At 40.7% G+C, this 25,494-nt stretch carries 27 protein-coding genes and 2 tRNA genes; 5 read left to right on the plus strand and 24 right to left on the minus strand.

Annotation, left to right across the window (positions count from 1 at the left end; all coding sequences use genetic code 11):
- Positions 1-244 precede the first annotated feature (244 nt).
- The 13 genes from LPAF129_RS07510 to LPAF129_RS07570 all read right to left on the minus strand — a co-directional run bounded on the left by LPAF129_RS07510 (position 245) and on the right by LPAF129_RS07570 (position 11,275).
- Positions 245-664, minus strand: a complete 420-nt coding sequence (locus LPAF129_RS07510) for a F0F1 ATP synthase subunit epsilon (protein ID WP_244055591.1) — start codon at positions 662-664, stop codon at positions 245-247.
- Positions 665-678: 14 nt separating this feature from the next.
- Complete coding sequence (atpD, locus tag LPAF129_RS07515; protein WP_244055599.1) at positions 679-2,085, minus strand: F0F1 ATP synthase subunit beta; 1,407 nt, start codon at positions 2,083-2,085, stop codon at positions 679-681.
- Positions 2,086-2,103: 18 nt separating this feature from the next.
- Positions 2,104-3,036, minus strand: coding sequence for a F0F1 ATP synthase subunit gamma (locus LPAF129_RS07520; RefSeq protein WP_244055609.1), 933 nt, complete (start codon positions 3,034-3,036; stop codon positions 2,104-2,106).
- An 18-nt stretch (positions 3,037-3,054) separates the two neighbouring features.
- The gene (gene atpA, locus LPAF129_RS07525) at positions 3,055-4,566 is read right to left on the minus strand and encodes a F0F1 ATP synthase subunit alpha (protein ID WP_244055617.1); all 1,512 of its coding nucleotides are present in this window, start codon (positions 4,564-4,566) and stop codon (positions 3,055-3,057) included.
- 20 nt (positions 4,567-4,586) lie between these two features.
- Entirely contained in the window at positions 4,587-5,129 is a 543-nt protein-coding gene (gene atpH, locus LPAF129_RS07530) for an ATP synthase F1 subunit delta (protein WP_244055626.1), read from the minus strand.
- Positions 5,116-5,640 (minus strand): F0F1 ATP synthase subunit B, encoded by a 525-nt coding sequence (atpF, locus tag LPAF129_RS07535; protein ID WP_244055631.1) that lies wholly within the window; start codon positions 5,638-5,640, stop codon positions 5,116-5,118. The genes atpH and atpF overlap by 14 nt, the downstream gene beginning before the upstream one ends.
- Before the next feature lie 44 nt (positions 5,641-5,684).
- Positions 5,685-5,915, minus strand: a complete 231-nt coding sequence (gene atpE / locus LPAF129_RS07540; RefSeq protein ID WP_309296506.1) for a F0F1 ATP synthase subunit C — start codon at positions 5,913-5,915, stop codon at positions 5,685-5,687.
- 30 nt (positions 5,916-5,945) lie between these two features.
- Entirely contained in the window at positions 5,946-6,656 is a 711-nt protein-coding gene (gene atpB / locus LPAF129_RS07545; protein ID WP_244055636.1) for a F0F1 ATP synthase subunit A, read from the minus strand.
- A 311-nt stretch (positions 6,657-6,967) separates the two neighbouring features.
- A complete protein-coding gene (gene upp / locus LPAF129_RS07550) occupies positions 6,968-7,597 on the minus strand; it encodes a uracil phosphoribosyltransferase (protein WP_244055645.1) in 630 nt (209 codons plus the stop codon).
- A gap of 90 nt (positions 7,598-7,687) precedes the next feature.
- Positions 7,688-8,710 (minus strand): L-threonylcarbamoyladenylate synthase, encoded by a 1,023-nt coding sequence (locus LPAF129_RS07555; RefSeq protein ID WP_244055654.1) that lies wholly within the window; start codon positions 8,708-8,710, stop codon positions 7,688-7,690.
- A gap of 18 nt (positions 8,711-8,728) precedes the next feature.
- Positions 8,729-9,574, minus strand: coding sequence for a peptide chain release factor N(5)-glutamine methyltransferase (gene prmC / locus LPAF129_RS07560; RefSeq protein WP_244055664.1), 846 nt, complete (start codon positions 9,572-9,574; stop codon positions 8,729-8,731).
- Complete coding sequence (gene prfA / locus LPAF129_RS07565; protein ID WP_244055666.1) at positions 9,567-10,652, minus strand: peptide chain release factor 1; 1,086 nt, start codon at positions 10,650-10,652, stop codon at positions 9,567-9,569. The genes prmC and prfA overlap by 8 nt, the downstream gene beginning before the upstream one ends.
- 50 nt (positions 10,653-10,702) lie before the next feature.
- Positions 10,703-11,275: a thymidine kinase gene (locus LPAF129_RS07570; protein ID WP_244055668.1), complete on the minus strand. Its 573-nt coding sequence runs from the start codon at positions 11,273-11,275 to the stop codon at positions 10,703-10,705.
- A gap of 243 nt (positions 11,276-11,518) precedes the next feature.
- Here LPAF129_RS07570 and LPAF129_RS07575 point away from each other — a divergent pair, with 243 nt between their 5' ends.
- Positions 11,519-12,868, plus strand: a complete 1,350-nt coding sequence (locus LPAF129_RS07575; RefSeq protein ID WP_244055670.1) for a Mur ligase family protein — start codon at positions 11,519-11,521, stop codon at positions 12,866-12,868.
- Complete coding sequence (locus LPAF129_RS07580; protein WP_244055672.1) at positions 12,868-13,572, plus strand: type 1 glutamine amidotransferase; 705 nt, start codon at positions 12,868-12,870, stop codon at positions 13,570-13,572. The genes LPAF129_RS07575 and LPAF129_RS07580 overlap by 1 nt, the downstream gene beginning before the upstream one ends.
- Before the next feature lie 152 nt (positions 13,573-13,724).
- Here LPAF129_RS07580 and manA read toward each other — a convergent pair whose 3' ends face one another.
- From manA to LPAF129_RS07610, 6 genes are all read right to left on the minus strand, one after another.
- Positions 13,725-14,690 (minus strand): mannose-6-phosphate isomerase, class I, encoded by a 966-nt coding sequence (gene manA, locus LPAF129_RS07585; protein WP_244055680.1) that lies wholly within the window; start codon positions 14,688-14,690, stop codon positions 13,725-13,727.
- A 130-nt stretch (positions 14,691-14,820) separates the two neighbouring features.
- Complete coding sequence (locus LPAF129_RS07590; RefSeq protein ID WP_244055682.1) at positions 14,821-15,822, minus strand: serine hydrolase domain-containing protein; 1,002 nt, start codon at positions 15,820-15,822, stop codon at positions 14,821-14,823.
- Positions 15,823-15,827: 5 nt separating this feature from the next.
- Positions 15,828-16,520, minus strand: coding sequence for a histidine phosphatase family protein (locus LPAF129_RS07595; protein ID WP_244055683.1), 693 nt, complete (start codon positions 16,518-16,520; stop codon positions 15,828-15,830).
- Position 16,521: 1 nt separating this feature from the next.
- Positions 16,522-16,788 carry a LysR family transcriptional regulator gene (locus LPAF129_RS07600; protein ID WP_244055692.1) on the minus strand — a complete coding sequence of 89 codons (267 nt, stop codon included), beginning with the start codon at positions 16,786-16,788 and terminating at the stop codon, positions 16,522-16,524.
- Between the two features lie 77 nt (positions 16,789-16,865).
- Entirely contained in the window at positions 16,866-17,606 is a 741-nt protein-coding gene (locus tag LPAF129_RS07605) for an amino acid ABC transporter ATP-binding protein (RefSeq protein WP_244055701.1), read from the minus strand.
- Positions 17,607-17,757: 151 nt separating this feature from the next.
- On the minus strand, positions 17,758-18,987 hold the full coding sequence (locus LPAF129_RS07610) for a DNA/RNA non-specific endonuclease (protein WP_244055703.1): 1,230 nt from the start codon (positions 18,985-18,987) through the stop codon (positions 17,758-17,760).
- Between the two features lie 154 nt (positions 18,988-19,141).
- Between LPAF129_RS07610 and LPAF129_RS07615 the strand changes: the two genes are divergently transcribed.
- On the plus strand, positions 19,142-19,462 hold the full coding sequence (locus LPAF129_RS07615) for a DUF898 family protein (protein ID WP_244055705.1): 321 nt from the start codon (positions 19,142-19,144) through the stop codon (positions 19,460-19,462).
- 234 nt (positions 19,463-19,696) lie between these two features.
- Complete coding sequence (locus LPAF129_RS07620; protein ID WP_244055708.1) at positions 19,697-20,848, plus strand: site-specific integrase; 1,152 nt, start codon at positions 19,697-19,699, stop codon at positions 20,846-20,848.
- A 125-nt stretch (positions 20,849-20,973) separates the two neighbouring features.
- Here LPAF129_RS07620 and LPAF129_RS07625 read toward each other — a convergent pair.
- From LPAF129_RS07625 to LPAF129_RS07640, 4 genes are all read right to left on the minus strand, one after another.
- Positions 20,974-21,046: transfer RNA gene (locus LPAF129_RS07625), tRNA-Gln, on the minus strand.
- A gap of 107 nt (positions 21,047-21,153) precedes the next feature.
- Positions 21,154-21,462 carry a hypothetical protein gene (locus LPAF129_RS07630; protein ID WP_244055710.1) on the minus strand — a complete coding sequence of 103 codons (309 nt, stop codon included), beginning with the start codon at positions 21,460-21,462 and terminating at the stop codon, positions 21,154-21,156.
- Between the two features lie 167 nt (positions 21,463-21,629).
- A tRNA-Glu gene (locus LPAF129_RS07635) sits at positions 21,630-21,702 on the minus strand.
- A gap of 109 nt (positions 21,703-21,811) precedes the next feature.
- A complete protein-coding gene (locus tag LPAF129_RS07640; protein ID WP_244055712.1) occupies positions 21,812-22,408 on the minus strand; it encodes an XTP/dITP diphosphatase in 597 nt (198 codons plus the stop codon).
- Between the two features lie 151 nt (positions 22,409-22,559).
- Here LPAF129_RS07640 and LPAF129_RS07645 point away from each other — a divergent pair, with 151 nt between their 5' ends.
- Positions 22,560-23,030, plus strand: coding sequence for a YslB family protein (locus LPAF129_RS07645; protein WP_244055713.1), 471 nt, complete (start codon positions 22,560-22,562; stop codon positions 23,028-23,030).
- A 91-nt stretch (positions 23,031-23,121) separates the two neighbouring features.
- On the opposite strand, the gene LPAF129_RS07650 is transcribed toward LPAF129_RS07645, so the two are convergent.
- Positions 23,122-25,482 carry an endonuclease MutS2 gene (locus LPAF129_RS07650; protein WP_244055715.1) on the minus strand — a complete coding sequence of 787 codons (2,361 nt, stop codon included), beginning with the start codon at positions 25,480-25,482 and terminating at the stop codon, positions 23,122-23,124.
- Positions 25,483-25,494: the final 12 nt, after the last annotated feature.

Genomic DNA, 25,494 nt, shown 5'->3' on the forward strand with positions numbered 1-25,494 from the left:
GGCTGGCCCCAGCCACACACCCCAGCACTTTAAACTAGCTATCAAAGTATAAAAAAGAACTCCACCTTTAAGATAGAGTTCCAAGGACCATCAACACTATTTGACAAAGTCCCCTAGTTTCCCAGTCACTAAAAATATTTTGTAAGCGTCTTTTATTTCATCAACACTATTTACCAATGTTCCCTTCCTTATCTCTGGACACATAAAAAGCCTAGCATCCAAACTGGACAACTAGACTTTTTAATTAATGGTTTGAAATGTTTAAACGATTCAAAGCGCGACGTAAAGAAACTTCCGCCCGGCGTAATTCATCTGGATTATGTGCCTGACGTGCTTTTTCGATCCGTTTCTGTGCTCGTTCACGTGCTCGTTCGGCACGTTTAGAATCAATATCTTCTTTGCGTTCCGCTGCCGAAGCAACGACTGACAAAGTATTATTAGAAAATTCAAGGAAACCGCCGCTCACAGCAACTTCATCAAATTCCCCGTTTTCTAAGCGAACGCGCATTTCATCAATGGCAAGCGAGGCCAAAAGCGGCAAGCGATTCGGCATAATCCCGATTTCACCTTGCGTGGTCTTACAAATAACCATATCAGTAGTTCGTTCATACACACTTCCATCTGGTGTGACGACATTTACAGTTAATTCAGGTTTGTCAGCCATTAGACCTTACCTCCTTAATTGTTTTGCGTCATTTTCTTTGCCTTTTCAACAACTTCTTCGATCCGACCTACAGAACGGAAAGCATCTTCAGGCAAATCATCATATTTACCATCTAAAATGTCCTTAAAGCCTTTAACTGTTTCTTCCAAAGGTACATATGCACCTGGTTGACCAGTAAAGCTTTCAGCGACATGGAAGTTTTGTGATAAGAAGAACTGGATCCGACGAGCGCGGCCAACGATCACCTTTTCTTCGTCAGATAATTCATCCATCCCAAGAATTGAAATAATATCTTGCAATTCACGGTAACGTTGCAACACATGCTGCACTTCAGTTGCGACCTTGTAATGTTCTTCACCAACAATTTCAGGCGTTAAAGCCACAGAAGTTGATGCCAAAGGATCAACCGCTGGATAAATCCCTTGTTGTGTCAATGAACGTTCCAAGTTAGTTGTCGCATCCAAATGGGCAAAGGTTGTTGCTGGAGCAGGGTCAGTATAGTCATCGGCAGGCACATAAACGGCCTGAATTGAGGTAACTGAGCCCTTCTTTGTGGAAGTGATCCGCTCTTGTAACTGACCCATTTCAGTTGCCAATGTTGGCTGATAACCAACGGCTGATGGAATCCGGCCAAGCAAAGCAGAAACTTCAGAACCAGCCTGCGTGAAGCGGAAAATGTTGTCAATAAAGAGCAACACATCTTGACCTTCAACATCACGGAAATATTCCGCAATTGTTAAACCAGTCAACGCCACACGCATCCGGGCACCAGGCGGCTCGTTCATCTGACCAAAGACCATGGCCGTTTTCTCGAGAACACCTGACTCCTTCATTTCATAATAAAGGTCATTTCCTTCACGAGTTCTTTCACCAACACCGGTAAACACAGAAATACCATTATGTTCTTGCGCAATGTTGTGAATTAATTCCTGAATCAAGACGGTTTTACCAACTCCGGCACCACCGAACAAACCAATCTTACCACCACGAACATATGGGGCAAGCAAGTCGATGACTTTGATCCCGGTTTCCAAGATCTCAGTACTTGTATTTAACTCATCATATGCAGGTGCATCGCGATGAATTGGGTCGCGACGGTGATCTGCATCGAATTCAGGGCCATTATCAATGGCATCCCCTAAAACATTGAACACACGTCCAAGTGTATCTTTACCAACTGGAACACTGATTGAAGAACCAGTGTCAACGACAGTTGCACCACGTTTTAAACCGTCAGATGAATCCATGGCGATCGTACGCATGACACCGTCACCCAATTCTAGGGCAACTTCCATCACTAGTTGTGTACCATCATCACGGTCAACAGTCAACGCATTGTTAATGTCAGGTAAAGAATCATTAAGAGGGAATTGTACATCGATAACAGGTCCGATAACTTGAACAACTTTACCAGAACTCATTCGTTAATTCCTCCTATTCTACTCTAAAGCTGCCTGAGCACCAGTAATTTCGGTGATTTCAGTTGTAATCGCACTCTGACGAGCTCGGTTATATTGCAGCTCTAGTTTTGCAATGATGTCATCAGCGTTATCAGAAGCTGAGCGCATTGCAGTCGAGCTAGAAGCATGTTCTGATGTTTTCGCATCCAACATTGCTCCATAAAGTAAGCTTTCAGCATACTGCGGTAAGATCACTTCTAAGATCGCATCCTCTGACGGTTCTGTGTCATATTCGTAATTATAACCAGAATCATCGGTTGCATCTAGCTGATCACTCCCAAGATTTTCAGCTGCAATCGGCAGCATTTGCTCTCCACGAAATGATGAAGTCAAAGAGTTCACAAAATGATTGTAACAAACAAACAATTCATCAAACTTCTCTGCTTCAAACATCTTTAAGATTGCCCGCACGATTGGACGAACTTCTCTAAAGGTTGGCACATCATCTAATTCACGATACTCATAGAGAATGTCATAGCCGCGCTTTTTGAAGAAATCCGCACCAGTTCCGCCAATTGCAATAATTTCGACGTCTTCTTTAGAGTGATTATTTTTAGTGATCAGGCTTAAAGTCTGTTTGATAACGTTACTATTGTAACTACCAACTAATCCTCGATCAGATGTGATCACAACCAAACCAGTCTTTTTAACTGGTCGCTTGTCTAACATCGATAATGAATTGACTTTGCCTTTTTCCACCGTCTCAGGTGCTTCAACATCATCAAGCAAATGTGAAGCTGCCAGATGGGTGATGACATTCCTAATTTTCGCAGCATAGACCTGATAAGAGGCTGTATGCTTTTGAATCTGATTCAGCTTCGCAGTCGAGACCATCTGCATTGCAGTTGTGATCTGACCGGTCTTTTTGGTGGAGGTGATCCGTCGTTTAACCTCTTGTAAAGATGCTGGCATCAGTTGTCACCGCCCTTTCTATTTCTGACTAGCTTGATAGCTTTCCGCAAATTCTGAAATTGCGGCATCTAATTTATCTGTATCAGGTAATTGACCTGTAGTTGCGATCTCTTGCAACAATTCAGCATGATTATTATCCATAAATTCAAATAACCGATCCTGATAGTTTAAGATATCGTCAACAACAACAGTATCTAGGAAGCCATGAGTCAAGGCATACAAGATCACAACCTGTTTTTCAACAGCCAGTGGTGCATGCAATGGTTGTTTCAATACTTCCACAGTCCGACGTCCACGGTTTAACTTCGCTTGGGTGGCTTCATCCAAGTCAGAGCCAAACTGTGCAAATGATTCCAATTCACGATATGAAGCCAGGTCCAAACGTAATGTTCCGGCAACCTTCTTCATCGCTTTGATCTGTGCGTCACCACCAACACGGGAAACAGAAGTTCCGGCATCGATCGCAGGACGAACACCTGAATAGAAGTTATCACTATCCAAGAAGATCTGACCATCAGTGATGGAGATCACGTTAGTTGGAATATAAGCAGAAACGTCCCCGGCTTTAGTTTCGATAAATGGTAAAGCAGTCATTGAACCGCCGCCCAATTCATCGTTCAACTTAGCAGCACGTTCCAATAAACGTGAATGCAAGTAGAAAACATCACCAGGATAAGCTTCACGACCAGGCGGTCTTCTCAAGATCAATGACAGTTCACGGTATGCATCCGCCTGTTTTGTCAAATCATCATAAATGATCAAAACATGTTTGCCATTGTACATGAATTCTTCACCCATCGCTGCACCTGCATATGGAGCTAACCATAGCAAGGGTGCTGGAGAAGAAGGACCAGCTGAAACAACGATCGTGTAGTCCATGGCACCGAACTTCTTCAAAGTTTCAACCTGTGTTCTAACAGTTGATTCTTTTTGTCCGATCGCAACATAGATACAAATCATATCTTGGCCTTTTTGGTTTAAGATCGTGTCAACTGCGACTGAAGTCTTACCAGTTTTACGGTCACCAATGACCAATTCACGCTGTCCCCGGCCAATTGGAACTAAAGCATCGATAGCTTTCAAACCAGTTTGCAAAGGTTCTGAAACTGATTGACGTTCCATAACACCAGGAGCCTTTTTTTCGACTGGACGAGTTTTGCCTGTGTGGATCTCACCTTGTCCATCAATTGCTTGACCTAACGGATTAACGACCCGTCCGATCAATTCTTCACCTACCGGAACTTCCATGATGCGGCCGGTACGCTTAACTGTTTGTCCTTCGCGAATATTACTGTATGAACCTAAAATAACGATACCAACGTCATTAGATTCCAAGTTTTGGGCCATTCCAAATGTCCCATCAGGAAATTCTAACAATTCACCAGCCAAAGCGTTTTCCAAACCGTTCGCCCGTGCAATACCATCACCAACATAAGTAACAGTTCCCACTTCGTCAACGGTCAGTTCGTTTTGATAATTAGCTAATTGCTGTTTAATTAGTGAACTGATTTCCTCAGCCTTAATGCTCATAAAAGTCTCACCTCTTTAAATCAATTTAGTAACAGACGTTTGATTTTGTCTATTTTGGACTTGACCGAGCCATCGTAAATATTATCCTTCGAACGTAAAATTACGCCGCCGATAATGCTTCCGTCTACGACCGGCTCGAGGATAACTTTATTAGCACCTACAACCTGAGCAAATTTTGCTGAAAGTTTTGCTTTTTGATCATCATCCAATTCGATTGCTGTCGTAACTTTTACTCGAACTGTCCCATTTTTCTCGTCATTCAATCTGTTAAATTCATCTATTATCTCTGAAACATTTTGAATTCTCCCGTAGTCAAACAACATCTGTAAGAAGTCGTTAACTAACTGAGAGGCATTTGTTTGTAAACCATGAAGCATTTCATTCTTTGCTTCATTCGTGATCTGTGGGCTCGCAAAAAACACGAGCAGGTCAGGTTGCTCTTTGATCACTGCTTGTAATTCGGCAAGCTCCGCTGTGGTTTGAGAAGTAATTTCTTTTGACTCAGCGACATCGAAAAGTGCCTGACCATAACGACTTGCTATTTCAGCATTACTGAGCGCCATTTTGCTTCCCCAACCCTTCAATATATTTGTCTATTAAATCTTTTTGATCATCAACTGAAAGTTCTTTTTCGATGATTTTTGAAGCTATTTCAATAGACAACTCTGCTACGTCATTTCTAACGCCATCCAAGGCTTCTTGTTTTTGCCGAGTAATATCTTTTTGAGCGTTGGCTTTTAAGCTGGTAACATCGTCGTTTGCCTTTTGAACGATCACTGAACGTTGTTGTTCAGCGTTATCCTTGGCACGAGTCACGATTTGATTAGCTTCATTATGTGAATCCTTTAAAGCATCCTCACGCTGTTGTGCTAATTTTTCAGCCTTTAACCGTGCTCCTTCGGCAGAATCCAAGTCATTAGAAATCTTATCCGCACGCTTTTGCAGCATATTTTGAATTGGATTCCAAGCGAAATGTCCAACTAATGCCATCAAAATTACAAATAAAATGAGGTAAAATAAGAAATCCCCCCACGCAATTTGTTCCGCTGCTCCAAGCAAATACGTTGAATTCATCTATTGACACCTCCCCTGGCAACTAAATAAATTATTTTTCTTGATTATTTAGCAATAATTAAGAATGAAACAACGACAGCGATAATCGGAACAGCTTCGATCAAGCCGACACCAATAAACATCGTTGTTCTTAATTGACCAGATAGTTCTGGCTGGCGTGCCATTGATTCCATCACCTTTGAAATAACCAAACCGTTACCAATACTTGTACCGATCGCAGCAAAACCTGCAGCGAGTGCGGCCCCGAATAATGCTAATCCCATACCTGTTGCCATAATAAAGTCCTCCTTAAATTAAATGAAATTCTATTCTTTTTCAACCTTTTGTGAAATATACAGCATTGTCAAAATGACAAAAACATAAGCTTGGATCGAACCGATAAAGACGGAAAAGCCCTGCCAAATCATGTCCAGCGGAATCGCTCCGATAAATCCGAACCAACCGCCTTTTGCCAACTTACCGATTTGTGACAGTAACACTTCACCGGCAAAGATATTTCCGTATAAACGCAATGCCAACGTCAAGAAGTTAGTAAACTGTTCCAACAACTGAATTGGGAACAATCCTGGCATCGGACTAAGGAAAGTGTTTTTGACGTAGCCTTTAAAGCCAAAGCGTGTCATCCCCAAGAAATGGGAGAGGACCATCACTAGAAAAGCCAAAGTCAATGTTGTCATTGGTGATGCAGTTGGACTTTTAACATATGACACATTACCTACCTTAAATTGGAAAATTAATCCAATTTGGTTTGACATAAAGACTAAGATAAACAGGGTAAAAGCAAATAATTGATAATTACGCCCTTGTTCGTTCGGAATATTAGCCTTCACAATATTGTTAGTAAAATCGATCAGCCACTCCAATGCATTCTGCTTTCCTGTAGGCTTCATCTTAATATTTCTCGAAAAAGTAAAAACCAATATGAAAGCAATCGCTGCTGCCAGTAGGCCAGACAAACAGTTTCCTACATTAAACGGAATTCCCAAAAGTGTAATAATTTTTGCTCCATCATCCACCAAGTCTCACCTCTTTTCAATTATAATCACCACGGTTGAACTTTTACGGTAAAACCATCAGGTTGATTCAAGATATAATATCATTGAATACATCTGAAATCATACCACCTTTTAGACGTAAAAATAAAGCTTTTCTTGCAAAAATTTTCTGAAAATGTGAAACATCTTTCAAAAAGATTTCTTTATTTTTCACAGACCGTCAATTGCAAACTGTTCACCCTAGTTAATACTATTGTACCTTGTTTTTTAAAAAACAAAAGCCGGAGTTTTTCTCTCAGGTTGAGAACTACTCCGACAAGCTTGTTTAATTATTATTTAGTACCAAATAAACGGTCACCGGCATCCCCTAAACCAGGAACAATGTAACCATCTTCATTTAAGTGATCATCTAGTGCAGCAGCATAGACATCGATGTCAGGGTGAGCTTCACGTAATGCCTTTACACCTTCTGGCGCAGCAACTAAGCACACAAACTTGATTGCCTGTGCCCCACGTTTTTTCAACGCATCCACTGCCATGATTGCAGAACCGCCAGTGGCAAGCATTGGATCAACAATAATCATTTCACGGTTGCCCAGATCGTCTGGCATTTTAACAAAATATTCATGCGGCTGTAAGGTTTCTTCATCGCGATACATCCCAATGTGACCAACCTTAGCAGCAGGGATCAATTCTAAAATCCCGTCGACCATTCCTAAGCCAGCCCGTAGAATTGGGACAACTACCACTTTTTTACCTGCTAATTGTTTAGCAGTTGTTGTTTCAACCGGAGTTTTAACCTCAACATCTTCTAAAGGCATGTCACGTGAAACTTCGTAAGCCATTAATTCAGCGATTTCGTTGACAACCTGACGAAATTCTCTGGTCCCACATTCTTCATTCCGGATAATCGTTAACTTATGCTGGATCAAAGGATGATTCAAGATTTCAAATTTTCCCATTACCAATAACACTCCTTTAAATTATTCTCTTATATATTTTAATAGACTTTGTCCATAAAGACCAGACTAAACCTCTATATTTCTAGTGGTTTAAGATTTTTTCTCAAAAAATGTATCTCCAGCAGCCTTTTTCAAACGATTCATGTAAGCTGCACCCAAGCCATCTTCCGCAAATGCGCAAGCTAAGATCCAATTAACCGGCTCTTCATTATCAAAATAACGCAAACCGTCAAATAAACGATGAGTGGCTGTCTGTAAATCATTGCCCATGTCATAAGATAAAACATTGGCTGGCAAGTCACCAGCTAGTGTCTCAGACAAAGCCATTACGCCCACTTTCTCATTTTGTTGGCTCGCCCAGTTCAAGGCCTGCTCCCAATCATTAGCATGCACAATTAAGACCTGTGCAGCTGGGGCATAGTGTTTATACTTCATGCCTGGTGCTTTAGGTGTTTCATTAGCACCCACTTTATGCTGGCTGGCATCCACTGACTGACCAAGTGCATGTGCAACTTGGTCAGGTGTAATTCCACCCGGACGTAAAATGGCCGGTTCAGCGGTACTCAAATCAACGATCGTCGATTCAACTCCTAATTGAGTTGGGCCATCGTCCAAGATCCCAGCAATTTTGCCTTCCATGTCATGGAAAACATGTTGGGCCGTTGTTGGACTTGGTTTGCCGGATGAATTAGCGGAAGGTCCAACGATCGGCACACCAGCTTCGGCAATCATTTTACGAGTTGTCTCATTAGCCGGCATCCGAAAAGCGGCTGTTTTTAAACCGCCAGTTACTACTGGTGACAATGAACCCGGCTTGATTTTAAAAATCAACGTCAATGGTCCCGGCCAAAATTCCTTAATCAATTTGTGACCAAACTCGCCATAATCGGCAATGTAGTCAGCAGCCATTTCTGGTGAAGAAACTGTCACGATCAATGGATTATCTGATGGACGTCCCTTAGCTAGGTAAACCCGCTTGACTGCCTGTTCATTAGTAGCGTCGGCGCCTAAGCCGTAAACTGTTTCTGTTGGGAAGGCAACTAGCTCTCCCAACTGGATCTCTTTAGCTGCCTGCTTGGTTTCAGCGGGAGTAAAGATTTTAGTGATCATCATAAAATAAATTCATCCTTTCTATTTAAAAACTACACGAACCATGCGGTCATGTGCGGTAATATCTCTTTTTAACGTTACTTCAGCTTGAGGAAAAGCTTGTTTGGCCATGGCAACAATCGTTGGTCCCTGCAAATATCCGATTTCCAAATACAGTTTAGAGCCAATCCGAAGATAGTCTTGAATTTGCTCAAACAACCGTCGATAAATAGCCAAGCCTTGTTCCGACGCAAATAATGCCAACTGCGGTTCATGTTCAAGCACGCTTTTATCCATCACTGTTTTTTCATCAGTACTAATATATGGAGGGTTGCACATAATGATATCATACGGACCAGCTGTTAGTGCACTCAAAAGGTCTCCTTGAGCCAAAGAAACCTCAAGCCCGAGCGTGGCGGCATTTTCTTGAGCTACCGCAAGTGCACCCGCAGAAATATCTGTCAGAGTCATCTGCCACTTGGGACGCTCATTTTTAAGGGCCAAGCCGATTGCCCCAGTCCCAGTTCCAATATCAGCCACGTTTTTCACAGCGTGATCATTATCACTTAAAGCCCAATCTACTAATTCTTCTGTTTCTGGCCGAGGAATCAAAGTCTCAAGTGTGACCTTGAGCTGCAGACCATAAAAGTAGGCTTGACCCAAGAGATATTGAGGCGGCCACCCTTCACAGTATAACTTAACATTTTGCTTAAAATGCTCCCAATTTTCTGCAGGCATCTCAGTCCGTAAATGCAGTAAAAATTCAGTCGCAGAAAAGCCCATTTCACCAGATAATAATAGGTCTGCCCCACTTGGTTCACAATTATGCTTTTTCACAAAAGAAAAAGCCCATTGCTGAGCTTCAAAAAAAGTTGGACAATTACTCATTTTCTAAATTCTCCAAAGCTTTCGTTTGATCATATAATACTAACGCATCAATGACTTGTTCCAATTCACCGTTCATGATTCGGTCTAATTTGTTCAAGGACAGACCGATTCGATGATCAGTGACCCGGTTTTGCGGATAGTTATAAGTCCGGATCCGTTCTGAACGATCCCCAGTTCCCACTGCTGACTTCCGGTTTTCATCATATTCATTCTGTTCCCTAGAAGCATAGTAATCATAAACCCGAGCTTTTAAAATTTTCATCGCTTTTTCACGGTTTTGTTGTTGCGAACGTTGGTCTTGCATCGCAACTACGATTCCTGTTGGCAAGTGAGTCATTCGAACCGCTGATGAAGTCTTATTGATATGCTGTCCACCGGCACCGGAAGAACGGTAAACATCGACCCGGATATCTTTAGGATCGATATCGATCTCGACGTCCTCTTCTTCAGGCATGACAACTACCGTCGCAGTTGAAGTATGGACCCGTCCAGCTGATTCAGTTGATGGCACCCGTTGAACACGGTGGGCACCATTTTCATATTTAAGCTTCGAGTAAACTTTGCTGCCGTTGATCAACAAGGCAATTTCCTTAAAACCGCCAACTTCGGTCACGTTTTTATCGATGACTTCAATTGACCAGCCCTGCTTTTCAGCGTATTTGCTATACATATTAAACAAATCACCCGCAAACAAACTGGCTTCGTCACCACCAGCTGCCCCACGAATTTCCATAATAATGTTCTTGCCATCATTAGGGTCCTTAGGTAACAACAAAATCTTGATTTCTTCTTCTAATTCTTCGCGTTGCTTTTTAGCCTCAGACAATTCTTCTTTGACCATTTCATTCATTTCATCATCATCTAGACCAGCACGCATCATTTCATCATCATCTTCGATGGTTTGTTGCACTTGCTTTAACTGCCGAAATTTTTCAACAGTATCCCGCAAATCGCCCATCTCTTTTGACAATGCAGTAAAACGTGATGTATCTGAAATCACGTCTGGGTCAGAAAGTAATTCCGCTAATTCACTATAACGGTCTTCTAACATTTGTAATCTTTCAAATAACTTATCCATTAGTAACCCCTTTTCTCATTACTAGCTAACTAACACAACAACTAATTAATTTATTTTTCTGGCGGGGCAAAATAATGTTTCCGGCAAACAGGAAAATACTGTTCATTACCACCAATTAAAATTTGTTCACCATTATAAACCGGCGAACAATCATTCATCCGCAAATTCATAATTGCTTTTTTATTACAGAACCAGCAAATTGTCTTCATTTCTTCAATTTTATCGGCATAGAGTAATAAGTACTTTGAACCTTCAAATAACTCATTCCGAAAATCATTCTTCAACCCAAACGTCATGACTGGAATGTGCAGCTGATCCACGATCTTAGTTAATTCCACAATATGATGTTTTTGTAAAAACTGTGCTTCGTCAACTAAAACACAGGCAATTTCAGTTTCGCCATTTTGAACTAAGTCAAAAACGTCGGTTTCATTAAAAATCGGCACAGCTGTCCGCTTTAAACCCACGCGGCTGGCAATATAGCCCACACCTTCACGATCATCTAATCCGCTCGTGCAAATTAAGACTTTTTTATTTTGTTCTTCATAATTATGAGCGACTTTTAAAATCTCAATTGATTTGCCGCTGTTCATCGCACCATAACGAAAAAATAACTGTGCCACTCTCTCATCTCCCCAAAAAACTTCATTTTCTAGTATATATGATTTTCACAAAAATTTCATCTGTTCCTGACAAATTAAATTAGTCACTTTCAAATCTTGCTTGCGGTGGAGCCACGTACCTTGAAAGAACTTAAAAAAAGTAAAAGCTCCGCTCTCACTGCTAAATTTATGGTAAGATACCATATGATAACTTTTAATCAATTAAATTAATTTACATTATTTTGGAAGTGGAGGAATGAATCAATGACGCTGAAAAGCTCGTTAGCAATTACAGCCGGCAAATCTTCATACTGGTTCTTACATAATTTTATGCATGGAGGAACTTCTTTACCCGGCAAAATTACACTTTCAATCGATCCAGATGTTTTGCGAGACTTAGCTAAAGACTACGAAATCGTAATTATCACTGGTACGAACGGAAAAACTTTAACCACCGCTTTAACAGTGAAAGTCCTACAAGCCAAATACGGCAAGATTTTAACTAATCCCAGCGGTTCAAATATGAAACAAGGTATCGTTACTGCCTTTTTAACTAACAAAAAAAATAAACAGGGTAAAAAAATCGCAGTTTTGGAAACTGATGAAGCTAACGTCCCCATTATTTCTAAATATCTCAAACCAGCTGCTTTTGTCTTAACTAACCTCTTCCGTGATCAAATGGACCGTTATGGTGAAATCTACACCACCTACGCCAAGATCTTGGAAGGCATTAAAATGCATCCCACAGCAACAGTCATCGCGAACGGGGATGCACCCATTTTTAATAGTCAGGACTTACCGAATCCGGTGATCTACTATGGTTTTAACCACCAAGAAGATCATGAACAAATGGCGCCAGCTAACACTGATGGACTACTGTGTCCCAAGTGCCAGCATATTTTACACTTTAAGAATCGGATCTACAGTAATTTAGGTAAGTATTATTGCCCTAATTGTGGTTTTAAACGGCCAGAATTACAGTATCAGGTCACGGATTTAAGTCAGCAAACACCACAATCTTCAACCTTTATGATCGATGGTCACGAAATGACGATCCATATTGGCGGAACTTACAACATTTACAATGCCTTGGCAGCTTATACAATTGGCGCCTTTTTAGAGGTTGACCCACAGACGGCGGTCACAGCGTTAGATGACCCCAATAGTAAAGTCTTTGGTCGTCAAGAAGTTGTTAATGTTGATGGTAAAGAAGTCACTTTAATTTTAGTTAAAAACCCGGTCGGTTTAGACCAGGTCTTACAAATGATCAAGAGTGACTCAGAACCGTTCTCTCTAGCAATCTTATTAAATGCTAACTATGCCGATGGAATTGACACTAGTTGGATCTGGGATGGTCGTTTTGAAGACTTGCCCTTTGACAGGATTCCCGCCATTTTGACCGGGGGCGAACGCTACAAGGACATTACCTTCCGCTTACGGGTCGCTGGTGTTCCTGAAGCCAACTTTGACCAAGAAGAAGATTTAGAAAAAGTTTTGCAAAAAATCAAACAAATGCCAACTGACCACGTTTATGTCCTAGCAACTTACACGGCGGTCTTACAGCTGCGTAAAATGTTAGCCCAACAAGGTTATATTAAAGGAGGAATGGATTAATGGAATATTCATTAAAACTGGCCCACCTTTATGGTGATTTACTCAATACCTACGGCGATATCGGCAATATTTTAACTCTGCAGTACTATGCTAAACAAATGGGGGTCTCACTTGAAGCGGACGTTGTTTCCTTAGATGAACCATTTGACGCTGACAAATACGACCTTTTCTTTTTCGGCGGCGGTCAAGACTATGAACAAATGATTGTTTCCAAGGATATCCAGGCTAAAAAAGACCAACTCATCAAATTTATCGAAGATGGCGGTCCTGGTTTGGCAATCTGCGGCGGTTACCAATTATTAGGCCAATACTACATTGGTGCTGACGGTCAAAAAATCGCTGGGATCTCGGCATTACCGCACTATACCAAGAGCCAGGATAATCACCGCTTTATTGGCGACATTACCATTAAAAATGAAGTTAGCCAGACTACCTATCATGGCTTTGAAAATCATAATGGTGTGACTTATTTAGGCGCAGGCGAAAAGCCGCTAGGCACCGTGCTGACTGGTCATGGTAATAATGGTGAAGACGGCGGAGAAGGCGCAATTTACAATAACGTGTATTGTTCCTATTTCCACGGCCCGATCCTAGCTCGCAACGGTCAACTAGCTAAAGAAATGTTATTAACTGCTTTAAAACGAAAATATCCAACAGCTGATTTCTCGAAGCAAGAAGCGTTAGAAATCAAACCAACTTACTAAACACAAATAAGCTCCCCTGAAAAAGATGTCGATCTTAAATCATCTTTCAGGGGAGCTTATTTGTGCTAAATTTAATTGTGATCTACTAACTTATTGAGTGTCTTTTGACCTCTGGCATGATCAATAAATCTCAGTAACTTAAGGTCTGGCTGTTAAGCTTTTTGGCCTGGTTCCGAAGCAATCATCGTTAAGTTGCCGCTAAACTTCCAAGTTGTAATTTCAGCTGGCAAAATAAAGTGGACCCCTTTTTTCAGTGGATAAGTTTGCCCATCGACTTGCAGCTCCCCCGCACCATCAAGGACTGAAACTAAAGTATACGGTGCTGCTTGTCGTTCAAATTCGGCAGTCCCGCCAGCAAGCTGCCATTTGTAAACTGCAAAGAATTCGGTCGCAACAAAGCGTGTGACCTCTGCATCACCAACTTGATATTCCTCACGATTTAATTTAGGTTCTACAAATGGAACATTGGTACAATCGATCGACTGTTGCAAATGCAGTTCACGCTTTTTCCCTGTCTTTTGATCAACCCGGTCAAAATCGTACAGTCGATAAGTCGTATCACTGCTTTGTTGTGTTTCTAAGACCATGATCCCCTGACCGATCGCATGAATCGTTCCACTTGGAACATACAAGAAATCGCCCGGTTTAACCGGGACATATCTAAATAGTTTATCCCATTCATGATTATTGATCATCTCAGTTAATTCTTCTTTAGTTGAGGCATGATGACCATAAATCATTTCTGCCCCTGGTTCAGCAGCTAAAACGTACCAGCATTCAGTTTTGCCTAATTCGCCTTCATGTTCCTCAGCGTAAGCATCATCAGGATGGACCTGGACAGATAGATCTTCACGCGCATCCAAAATTTTAGTTAATAATGGGAACACATCACCCTTAGCGTTGCCAAATAATTCGCGGTGTTCATCCCATAACTGTATCACAGTTTGTCCCTGGTATGGCCCGTTGATCACGGTTGCTGGCCCATGTGTATGTCCAGAAATTGCCCAACATTCACCAGTATGGTCACTAGGAATATCATAACCATATTCACTAGCGAGGCGAGACCCACCCCAAATTTTTTCTTGAAAATAAGGCTTTAAAAATAATGGTTCAGTCAATTTGATCCGCTCCTTTTTTATTGCACTTTCATTTTACCTATTTGTGAAACTTTTGACAACCTTGAAACCCGTTAATCTCAACAAAAAGACAGCGTGATCCCAATTTTCCCAGATCAACGCTGTCTTTTTTCTATTTTTCTGCTAAATAAACCTGTAATAACTCATCTCGTGCCCGCAAAAATTGACTATTCTGCTGGCGCGGATGAACTCGATTAGTTAAGACCACTAAACCGTCTTGTTTGACTCGATCGACCACAACAAAAGTCCCAGTATAGCCAGTATGATAAAGACACCAGTGTCCTTCAGGTGCCGCTAATAAGTCAAAGCCTAAGGAACGTTGACCTTGATGATTTGGCGTCCAATCAGTAAATAATGAGTCGATGGTCTTCTCACTCAAGAGCACCCCTGGTTTTCGCTCTCCCAGCAGCCATAACACATCCTTGGTGACATCATTTAAAGTCATAAACAGCCCTGCCGAAGCACAATGCTGGCCTAAAACATAGGCCTTAGGATCGTGGACCTCACCTTTGATCAAACCCCGGACCTGGTCATAAGAGGTTGGCACACATTCCTGCTGGTCGGGATGAAAAGTACTTTCGCTTAAACCTAGTGGAGCCAAAATTTCCTGAGCAAAAACCTGTTGCACTGGCTGCTGATAAATTTGTTCAATGATTTGTCCGAGCAAGATCATCCCAATATCAGTATAAACTACTTTTTCTCCCAACCAGTCGCCCACGTGCAGTTGTTCATAAATTGCCGTCAGCAATTCGTCTGCATTTAGTTGGTCACGATTAGGAATGTAACCAGTAATTGCTGAAGTATGGGTCAACAAGTGCCTAACCGTCACACGTGGATCCGAAAAACGCGGCAATAATTGACAAATTGGCTGTTCTAAGCCGACCTTATGTTCCTCAAATAATTTTAAAATCAAGGGTGTGGCACAAACCACTTTGGTAAGCGAAGCAACATCATAGAGCAAACTAGGCGTTAATTTTTCAATTGTTGGAAAAGTCTGTTTTGCCCCAAAAACTTCTGTTTGTAACTGTCCCTCATGAATCATTGCATAGGAAACACCTGGAACAATTCCCTTAGAAACTAATTCATGCAGTAAGTTAGTAGTTTTAGGATTCATGGTTATCACTTCTTTTTGCCTTGAAAATTCTTAGTTCGGATCACAAATTTTCCTTGCTCATAATCGATCCGCACGACATTCGTATTTTTGATCAGAAACAACGGTACGCTGCCATCTAAGCTTTCTATAAAAGATGATAGGATCAATCCATGCGTCACGATCAAAATATTATGTTCCTGCTGGTCTTGTTCATAGGTATTCCCAATTGCTTGTAAGGTCCGGCGCATTCGTAAACTGAGTTCTTCACTAGATTCTAGCGGAATATTATTCGCCATGCCGTCAAATAAATCAACTAACCCATTCGCATGGTGATTGCCTAACGCCGTCCGTATAATTTGAAAAGGTCCTAAAGCTCGTAAGGCGTTGGGAATCAATGTGCGTTTCCTAGCTTCTTCATATTTGCCAAAATCAAATTCCTTTAAATCACTCAAATAAAAACTAGGCGGATCCGGAAAACGGTTCATCTGGATAATATTATCAGCAGTCTCCTGTGTCCGTCGTAAATTACTAGCGAATACCGCACTAAATTTAATCTCTGATAGTCGTCGTCCTAACTGTCTGGCATCTTTGATCCCGCGAACAGTCAAGGCCGAGTTTGTCGCTCCCTGCAACCGCACTAACCGATTCACTTTAGTTTGTCCGTGACGAACTAGATAAAAATGAATGATTGGCTGCCTACCATTATTGTTATTATCCATCTTAATCATCCAAATCTTCTTCAATATCTAAGCCATAAATCTCGCTCACCGGTAGATCCTTTTCAGCCGGTGTCACAACTATTACGGCAATTGCTCCCTTGCTGGAAACATACCCTGCAAAAGAAACAACTTCTTCTACTAAATATGCATTTGCATCCGTATTGTAGATATACTGTCCAGCCACCGGCATACTTTCAAAATATGTCTTATTCATCCGATAATAGTCGTTGTGTTCCAAATCATGCATAACTAAAATCACTTTTAACATTCTGAGTTCCTCCACTTTCAACTGACCTCTATCTCTAACATCAATTCTGATGCAAAACAAGCAGATCTGCTGCTAAATTAAACATCGATCACTTTATCCAAGAAGGCTTTAGTCCGTTCATTCTTCGGTGCTGCAAACATTTCTTGCGGCTTGCCCTCTTCCATGACGATACCATCATCCATAAAAATCACGCGGTCCGCTACTTCTTTAGCGAAGCCCATTTCATGGGTCACAACGACCATCGTCATTCCATCCTTAGCTAACTTTTTCATAACTTCCAACACATCGCCCACCATTTCTGGATCAAGTGCTGAGGTTGGTTCGTCAAATAACATAATGTCTGGGTTCATAGCTAACGCCCGAGCGATAGCGACTCGTTGTTTTTGTCCACCTGATAAAGAAGCTGGAGTAGCATGATACTTATCCGATAAGCCCACCGTTTTTAACAGTTTTTGAGCGGTTTTTTCCGCAGTTTCTTTATCCATCTTACCCAATTGGACTGGTGCTAAAGTAATATTTTCACCGACTGTTAAGTTATTAAATAAATTAAAATGCTGGAAAACCATCCCAATATTTTCACGGGCTTGATCAATATCAACTTTAGGCTGACTAATATCGACACCATCGATTTCAATTGAACCGGATGTAGGATCTTCCAGGCGGTTTAAGCACCGAAGTAACGTACTTTTTCCCGAACCTGAAGGGCCAATTAAAACAACCACTTCATTATTTTTAACTTCGAAATTGATTCCCTTCAAAACATGGTTATCGCCGAAACTTTTATTTAAGTCCGTCACTTTTACTTTTAAATCTGACACAAAGCAATCCTCCTTCAAGCTGTTGCTCAAAAACTTGATGCTGCTTGCACATCTACTCATTTAAATTTAATGTTTTAATTATATCACGTTGACCAGCAAACAACATACTTTAGGTCCCAAAAATCTACACTCTCCGGCATGAATTTACTGATTATGCCGGCGGATTACAAATTTTACAAGGCTGTAGTCCGCGCGCCTTAGCATCTTTTAAAGTGGTTGGTGTAAAGTGCCCCCGACCATGCGGATGTAAATGATATTTACTGCCCGTTGGTGTGACATAAACCGTCAAATTTTGTTGGTCATTTTGTTGTGGTCCAGCTGGAGCCTGACTTGAGCTGGCAACATTGTTATTGGGACGTGTCGCGCTACTGCTTGCAGCAGTCGTGTTACTTCCAGCATTGTTATTTACCACACTAGAACCATCTGCGTAATTTAATTTAACTCCATCTTGAACATTAAAAATGAAAACATTAAAAGAAATCGCATTTGAGCCCACGGATTTAGCCATCATGTGCACTCCTCGGGCTAATAACTCATCACCGCGGAAAACTGGCGTGACGGAATACCTAACATAATTATTGCTGCTTTGTTCCAAATAAGTCTTAGTATCCATTTCAAAACGCAACATTTCTGGACTATTCAACTGACGTGTCCCCGTAATTAAATTACGCCAGTTATCATTTTCGGCTGATAATGCCCAGCCAATTAAATGTGACCGGTTAAATAAATAACCGCTAGGGATCCGCTTATTCTTCCAACCAGTTGGTGTGACAGAAGAGATACTGCCTCTTTTTTCTCCTGAACGCGGCATTGTACTTTGATTGAGCAGTGCATTAGCTGTGGTTGCACGGTTTAAACTATCCAAATCGCCATAACGTTCCCAGCCGCCATTTGTAGTATTCATTTCAGCGGCACTAAATGTGGGCACATTATTATTAACTGTAATTGTTTGTTGGCCTTGAAATTCCAAGTTAGCCAGCTCATTGTTGGACTGCTTAGCCTGAGCTTGTTGCTGTTGTTGTGCTTTTTTCTCGGATTGACGTTGAGCCTGTTCTGCTGCTTGTTTAGCTGCCTGTTTCTTTTTTTCAGCAGCTTGACTTGCTTGTTTCTTTTTCGCAGCCAGCTCACTTCCCCGATTTTGCTTAGTAGAAGACTGTTTCCTAGACTTTGGCTTCGCTTCTGCAAGTTTTTCGGTCTTTTCTCCGTGATCTGCTGTTTCTTGCTGGTCAGTAGGAGACGTTAGTGCAAACATCAGCATTGAAAGGACACCCACAACTACTGCGACCCACTTTTGCTTACCCTTTCTTCTTTTCCGACTAACTAGACTAAAAATAAAGTAGGCTAGTGAGGCTAGTACCAAAACCATCCACATATTTTCCATAACTTCTCCTCCATTTTCTTGTTCAATAATACCATAATTTTTAGCTTAAATTAGCAGTTTTTTTGCACATATGTTCGAAAAAAGATTGACCCGTTCCCTGATTCTGGTTATCATACAATCAACAATTTAAATTATACGAGCTGGAGGAATTAACATGGAAACAAAATACGGGAGAAATTCTTTTTTCGATGGTGGTCTGTTATCTTTTATTGGGTGGAATATTTTAGCTGCAATCTTAACAGTTTTTTCGCTGGGGATTCTTTATCCGTGGGCACTCTGTTTAGTTTATGGCTGGAAAATTAACCATACAGTTGTTGATGGTCATCGGATGCGTTTTAACGGTTCCGCCGTTGGTTTATTTGGCAATTGGATCAAATGGTGGTGTTTAACAGTCATCACTTTAGGAATTTATTCTTTTTGGATTGGCATCAAGCTAGAAGATTGGAAAGTGAAGAATACCAGTTTTATCAATTAGTTACAAATTTTCTTAAATTCCAGAAAGCCTTCGCTACAATATTATTAGCTAGCAACTCTCTCAATTGTTCATTCTTAAGTTTAACGAAAAATGGCTGGTTGTTGTTTAGTGAGCAGTATGTCACATCTGTTCACCATTCAACAAACCAGCCATTCTTGTACAGCTTGTTAACGTGTTTCAGTATATAGTAAGTCAACACGGCCAACTAGTCGTTTAATGCAAGGAGAAATAATTATGACATCATATACAAAATATAAAACTACAAAGGGATCCTTCTGGAGATTTCAGATTTTTGTTGGTAGGGACGAAACTGGAAAGCGCATCGTAAAACAGCGTCGTGGCTTTGCAACAAAAAAAGAAGCTCAGTTAGCAGCAATTAAACTGAAAACTGAGCTTCAGAACAATTCTTTTATTGGCAATGAAACAATAACATTCAACAAAGTCTATGAACTATGGTTTGAGAATTATAAGTTAACGACCAAAGAGTCCACCTGGTCAACTACTGAACGTAACTTTGAAAACCATATTCTACCTATTTTCGGAAGCTATCCAATTTGTAAGATTACACCACTTCAATGTCAGAAGGCTGTTAACAATTGGTTCAGTAAGCCGTTACGTAATTATAAACGCTTTTTAAATGACATTACTAGAGTTTTTGATTATGCGGTCCATTTAAAGATCGTTAAAGATAACCCAACTACGGCAGTGATCCGCCCACGCCCATCTCAACAAACTGGTAAAAGAAAAGACGAAAAAGACTTTTACTACACTAAAAACGAGCTAAGTACATTCTTAGAGTGTTTGTACGATATGGACGATTTTCAAGCCTACGCGTTCTTTCGGACACTATCTTTCACTGGAATGCGCAAAGGCGAATTGCTTGCTCTAACATGGCAAGATATTGATTTTAGGGACTATCAAATTTCAATCAATAAAACACAATCAAATGGACACGATAATACGTTAATTGTCCAGTCACCTAAAACACGTGCTAGCTATCGTAATATTTTTATAGATCCTAAAACAATGAAAATCTTACAAGAATGGCAAACCAAGCAAAAAATCGAACTACACCAATTAGGCTTCAATTCGTTTTCTGATGAACAGCTTGTTTTTGCTTCAGAAAAGAACCAAATGCATAACCCGAATAAGCCTAGAACTTGGATGATTCGTTGCACAGATCAATATAATTTACGGCACATCCCTGTTCATGGCTTTCGGCACACTTATGCCACTTTGGCAATTCAAGGCGGCATGGCACCCAAAGAATTACAGAAACAACTTGGCCACAGTGATATCAAAACAACACTTGATATTTATACTGCAGTCACTGATAACCAAATGCAAAATATACCTGCTCAATTTACAGCGTTCGTGGATTTCTAATTTCGTGGCTGACTGTTGGCTGCTTGGTGGCTGACTTTTTACACGAATATTTAAGAATATCTGGGAATGAAAAAGCTCCCAAATCAACGTTTTACGAAGATTTGGGAGCATCTGTTAATAATGAATTGGGCATACAGGTCTCGAACCTGTAAATTATGGATTCAGAGTCCACTGCCTTACCAGTTTGGCGAATGCCCAATAACTCAACTCCATTAGTTTACAGTAAATTTGAAAAAATGTCAACATATATTCAAATTTTTTTACGAAAAAAACTAATGAAGTCTCAATGACCAACAAAAGGCTAGTTATTTGCCTTCATCATACACTTCAGTGAGCTGATCAGTATGCTTTTTCAAGTAATGCAACAATTCATGTTCATTTCTAAAAACATGCGGGTGTACTTGACCATGCAACCTCAACGTAATTTGATTGATCTTCACTCTTCCAGTCCAGGTATAAGTGTGCTCGACAATAAAACGATTCAGATATTTATCATCGCTGTCTTGTCCGAAATTCAACACATAAACCCTTTCAGGTACCATCAATGGATTAACGTGCTCTTTTGTATATGGTATTTTGTTAGCACGGAAAAAATGCTTTGTTTTTTTGAGCAAGTCCAATTCCTCCTTGTTGATACTTTCCTAGCAATCTTACTTATCATTAACCATTATAACCTATTTATCGGTAAAAATTGACACAAAATTAATAGTTAATCATAAAAATAAAAGAATGCCTGCAAAAATTGATTTACAAGCATTCCTCAACTAATACCTTGCCTTTATCACCCGTACGGGGATCGAACCCGTAACTCCGCCTTGAGAGGGCGACGTCTTAACCAATTTGACCAACGGGCAAAATTACTCTTCTAATTATACATGACTGAGAGTAATTGTCAAATCAAATTAAAAATAATTTTAAACAAGAATAAAATAATATCGAATTTACGATAAACAAAAGTTCCGTTTAATCTTGCCACCACTGATCAAATTTAGCGGCTAATTTTTCAACCGCCCGACCACGATGACTAACTTCATTTTTTTCTGCCATCGTTAATTCAGCAAAAGATTTATTTAACGGCGGATACAAAAACAGCGGATCATACCCAAAACCATCCTGACCCTGCTTTTCAAATAAAATCCGTCCTTCTGCCTCTCCTGCCACACTTAATGGAGCAACATTGGGTCGAACGACCACGATTGAACAATGGAAACGCGCTGTTCGCTGTTCTGCAGGGACGTCTTTTAGTTCCTTTAATAGCTTGCGATTATTTGCTTCATCATCATGGTCTCCCGCATAACGGGCAGAATGGATTCCTGGCGCCCCATCTAAAGCGTCAACGATCAAACCTGAGTCATCCGCTAAAACAGGGATCTGCAGTGCATTCATCAACGTCTGTGCCTTGATCAAAGCATTTTCCTCAAAGGTAGTGCCATTTTCATCAATTTCATAATGTTCACTCAAATCAGCCAAAGTTTTGACAGCCACACCTTTTGCTTCAAAAATTCGCCGATATTCAGCTGCCTTGCCTGGATTAGCTGTTGCAATTAGTATTGTTTCCACCAAAGTACCCCCACATGTCTTAAAATAATTGTTTCTTTATTAACTGATCACTCAGCCATAATTGATTGTCTAACAAATCTCAAGATTTAGCAACTAAAACTACTACGAATGGTATATAATTAGTCTTAGAAATCTAAAGGGGTATAAATCCATGTCAAAAAAATTTTTCACAACTTCATCAGCTGCTAAAACTTTCCCACTCACACTTTTACGTGATAGCTTACTACCTTCCCTAGTGGGAACAGATGGTGAATTATTGTATTGGGCGGGCAAAAAAATGGCCCGTGAGTTCATTTTAAATAAAGATGAAGAATTGGCACTCTTTTTTGCAGAAGCCGGCTTTGGCCAGTTAAAACGCGTCCAATCACATAAAGGGACTCAGACCTTTGAACTAAGCGGTACTGTGATTGAAAGTCGACAAGCCGTTGCTGAACACCCCAATTATTTGTTAGAAGCTGGTTTTTTAGCGGAAACAATTCAAAACCAACTTGGACACTTAACCGAGGCCAGCGTTACTAGCCAAAAGAAAGATGTCGTCACTATTTTAGTTAAAGTTGATTTAAATAGTCCAATCACCCAAGATCAGCTAAACACTAAAAATGTTTTGGATCTGTTAGAATAATTAATAGTCGTAACTCAGTTATGAGCCAGAGTCTACAAAAAAAGAAGTGTTCACCCAGTCATTTGACCGTGGAACACTTCTTTTTTGTGGACTATTTTAGATAAACAATCGTTGCCCCATCCCCACCGTTATTCGGTGAAGCATATTCAAAGGACTTCACTGCTCTATTATTCTTCAAATACTTCGTAATTCCCTGGCGTAATGATCCAGTTCCCTTGCCATGGATCAGTGTCACGGACGAATAGCCAGCCAGTTGTGCACTATCTAAGTACCGGTCAACGTTGGTTAAGGCTTCTTCATATCTTTGGCCCCGTAAGTCCAAACTAGTTGAAATTCCACTGCTAGCTGTTCGTTTTACAGAAGTTCGCGCTTTAGGTGCATTTTCTTCGGTGATCTCAATTTTTTCCAAATCATTTTCATTGATTTTCATCTTTAGAATTCCGATTTGGACTTCCCAATCATGATTACCAACTTTTTGTAACAAGACACCTTTTTGACCATAGGTTTTAACTAAGACGTCATCATTTGGCTGTAAGTCGTGTTGCTTTTTAGCACGTTTTAAGACCTTATTTTTCCGTAAGTTTTCTGGTTGATGTAATTGATTAAGCTGTCCTTTAGCATCGATCAACCGGTTTTCTTTAACGTTAGTCCCACCTGCTAAGCGCATTTGCCGCAGATCAGTAATCACTTGGTCAGCCTTGTGTTTTGTCTGTTCAACCATCTCATTGGCCTGTTTCTTAGCCTTTTCTAGCAAGTTATCCCGTTGCTGGTTTAATGCCGTATAGGCTTTTTCTAAGTCAGCATGTAATTGTTCTGCTTCAACGAGATATTTGTGAGTCTGAATTTTTTCTTCTTCAGCATCATGACGCTTTTGAACTAAATCGCCGATCATGTTATTTAACTCTTGGCTGTCTTTAGAAACCAATTGTGTCGCTGAGTCAATAATCGTAGTTGGCAAACCAAGCCGGCGCGAAATATCGAGCGCGTTACTGCGGCCAGGGATCCCAATTAACAGCTTGTAGGTCGGCTTTAGTGTCTCACTATCAAACTCAACTGACGCATTCACTGTTTCCGGTCGTTCGTAACCATAAACCTTCAGTTCTGGATAATGGGTCGTAGCGACGACATAACTACCACGCGCAGCAACATCATCCAAAATAGCGATTGCTAAAGCAGCCCCTTCTTGCGGATCAGTCCCTGAACCTAACTCATCAAATAAAACTAACGATCGTGGTGTTAACTGTTCTAAGAAGCTCACGATATTAGTCATATGAGCCGAGAATGTACTTAAGTTTTGTTCAATTGACTGTTCATCACCAATATCTGCAAAAATTTCATCAAAAACGCAAATTCGGCTTTCTTCATTGGCAGGAATAAAGAAACCGGATTGACCCATTAGCTGAATTAAACCGATCGTCTTCAAAGTGATCGTTTTCCCACCAGTGTTAGGCCCCGTGATCAGCATTGTTTTGAAATCCTTGCCTAACATAATATCATTTTTAACAGCTTTTTTAGGGTCCAATAATGGATGCCAAGCTTGACGCAAATATAAGGTCTGGTCGTCAGTTAAGACTGGCTCAGTTGCCTTTAATTTCTTGGCATAAGCCGCTTTAGCATTTACCAAGTCTAAATGTCCCAAGACCTTCGCATTAGCTTCAATTTCACCAGTATATGGTGCGATTAGTTCTGATAACTCCTGCAAGATCCGTCGAATTTCATCATTCTGGGCATTTTCTTGTTGAGCTAAGCGGTCATTTAAAGCCACCACTTGCTTAGGTTCGATAAATAAAGTCTGACCAGTTGTACTTTGATCATAAACTCGACCGCCAAAAACATGCCGGTATTCTGCTTTAACCGGTAAAACGTATTTATCTTGTCTGATCGTAACAACTGCTTCACTTAAATATTTAGCTGATTTTCCCCGGGTGAAATTTGCCAAAGTATCTCGAATACTCTGTTCAGTTGTGGCAATCTGGCGACGAATACTTTTTAACAAACCAGAAGCATCATCGGTCACATGACCATCGTTTTCAATCGAGATCGTCAAACGTTTCGCCACATCCGGTAAAGTTTCTAATGCAAACGCGACCTCATATAATTCGCTTAGATCCAGTTCGTCATCTTGCATACCACGGAAAAAGCGCCGCACCTCATTAGTTGCCCGCAAAATTTTACCCACGGCGGCTAGTTCTTTCGCGTTTAAAGTTGCCCCAATATCCAGCCTTTTTAAAAACGGCTTAACATCTTCAATTTGCGGCAACGGGATCCCGCCCTTTAACCGTAAAATATCAACTGCATCCTTCGTTTCATTTAAAGCTTGTCTGATTTCTGAACTAGTAATCATTGGCCGTAGATCAGCTAACTCACGCTGACCCAGGTCAGTCACTAAATACTGACGAGCCTGTTGTTTAATTTTAAAATATTCCAAAGTGATTAAACTTTTTTCGTTCATCATTTCCACCTC

The sequence above is a fragment of the Ligilactobacillus pabuli genome, assembly GCF_022836475.1.
Lineage (GTDB): Bacteria > Bacillota > Bacilli > Lactobacillales > Lactobacillaceae > Ligilactobacillus > Ligilactobacillus pabuli.

Coding starts and splice junctions, on each gene's coding strand:
- LPAF129_RS07510 (WP_244055591.1), bottom strand. CDS start 664: ATGGCTGACAAACCTGAATTAACTGTAAATGTCGTCACACCAGATGGA.
- atpD (WP_244055599.1), bottom strand. CDS start 2,085: ATGAGTTCTGGTAAAGTTGTTCAAGTTATCGGACCTGTTATCGATGTA.
- LPAF129_RS07520 (WP_244055609.1), bottom strand. CDS start 3,036: ATGCCAGCATCTTTACAAGAGGTTAAACGACGGATCACCTCCACCAAA.
- atpA (WP_244055617.1), bottom strand. CDS start 4,566: ATGAGCATTAAGGCTGAGGAAATCAGTTCACTAATTAAACAGCAATTA.
- atpH (WP_244055626.1), bottom strand. CDS start 5,129: ATGGCGCTCAGTAATGCTGAAATAGCAAGTCGTTATGGTCAGGCACTT.
- atpF (WP_244055631.1), bottom strand. CDS start 5,640: ATGAATTCAACGTATTTGCTTGGAGCAGCGGAACAAATTGCGTGGGGG.
- atpE (WP_309296506.1), bottom strand. CDS start 5,915: ATGGCAACAGGTATGGGATTAGCATTATTCGGGGCCGCACTCGCTGCA.
- upp (WP_244055645.1), bottom strand. CDS start 7,597: ATGGGAAAATTTGAAATCTTGAATCATCCTTTGATCCAGCATAAGTTA.
- LPAF129_RS07555 (WP_244055654.1), bottom strand. CDS start 8,710: ATGATGATCACTAAAATCTTTACTCCCGCTGAAACCAAGCAGGCAGCT.
- prmC (WP_244055664.1), bottom strand. CDS start 9,574: ATGAGTAATTGTCCAACTTTTTTTGAAGCTCAGCAATGGGCTTTTTCT.
- prfA (WP_244055666.1), bottom strand. CDS start 10,652: ATGGATAAGTTATTTGAAAGATTACAAATGTTAGAAGACCGTTATAGT.
- LPAF129_RS07575 (WP_244055670.1), top strand. CDS start 11,519: ATGACGCTGAAAAGCTCGTTAGCAATTACAGCCGGCAAATCTTCATAC.
- LPAF129_RS07580 (WP_244055672.1), top strand. CDS start 12,868: ATGGAATATTCATTAAAACTGGCCCACCTTTATGGTGATTTACTCAAT.
- LPAF129_RS07590 (WP_244055682.1), bottom strand. CDS start 15,822: ATGAATCCTAAAACTACTAACTTACTGCATGAATTAGTTTCTAAGGGA.
- LPAF129_RS07595 (WP_244055683.1), bottom strand. CDS start 16,520: ATGGATAATAACAATAATGGTAGGCAGCCAATCATTCATTTTTATCTA.
- LPAF129_RS07600 (WP_244055692.1), bottom strand. CDS start 16,788: ATGTTAAAAGTGATTTTAGTTATGCATGATTTGGAACACAACGACTAT.
- LPAF129_RS07610 (WP_244055703.1), bottom strand. CDS start 18,987: ATGGAAAATATGTGGATGGTTTTGGTACTAGCCTCACTAGCCTACTTT.
- LPAF129_RS07615 (WP_244055705.1), top strand. CDS start 19,142: ATGGAAACAAAATACGGGAGAAATTCTTTTTTCGATGGTGGTCTGTTA.
- LPAF129_RS07620 (WP_244055708.1), top strand. CDS start 19,697: ATGACATCATATACAAAATATAAAACTACAAAGGGATCCTTCTGGAGA.
- LPAF129_RS07645 (WP_244055713.1), top strand. CDS start 22,560: ATGTCAAAAAAATTTTTCACAACTTCATCAGCTGCTAAAACTTTCCCA.
- LPAF129_RS07650 (WP_244055715.1), bottom strand. CDS start 25,482: ATGAACGAAAAAAGTTTAATCACTTTGGAATATTTTAAAATTAAACAA.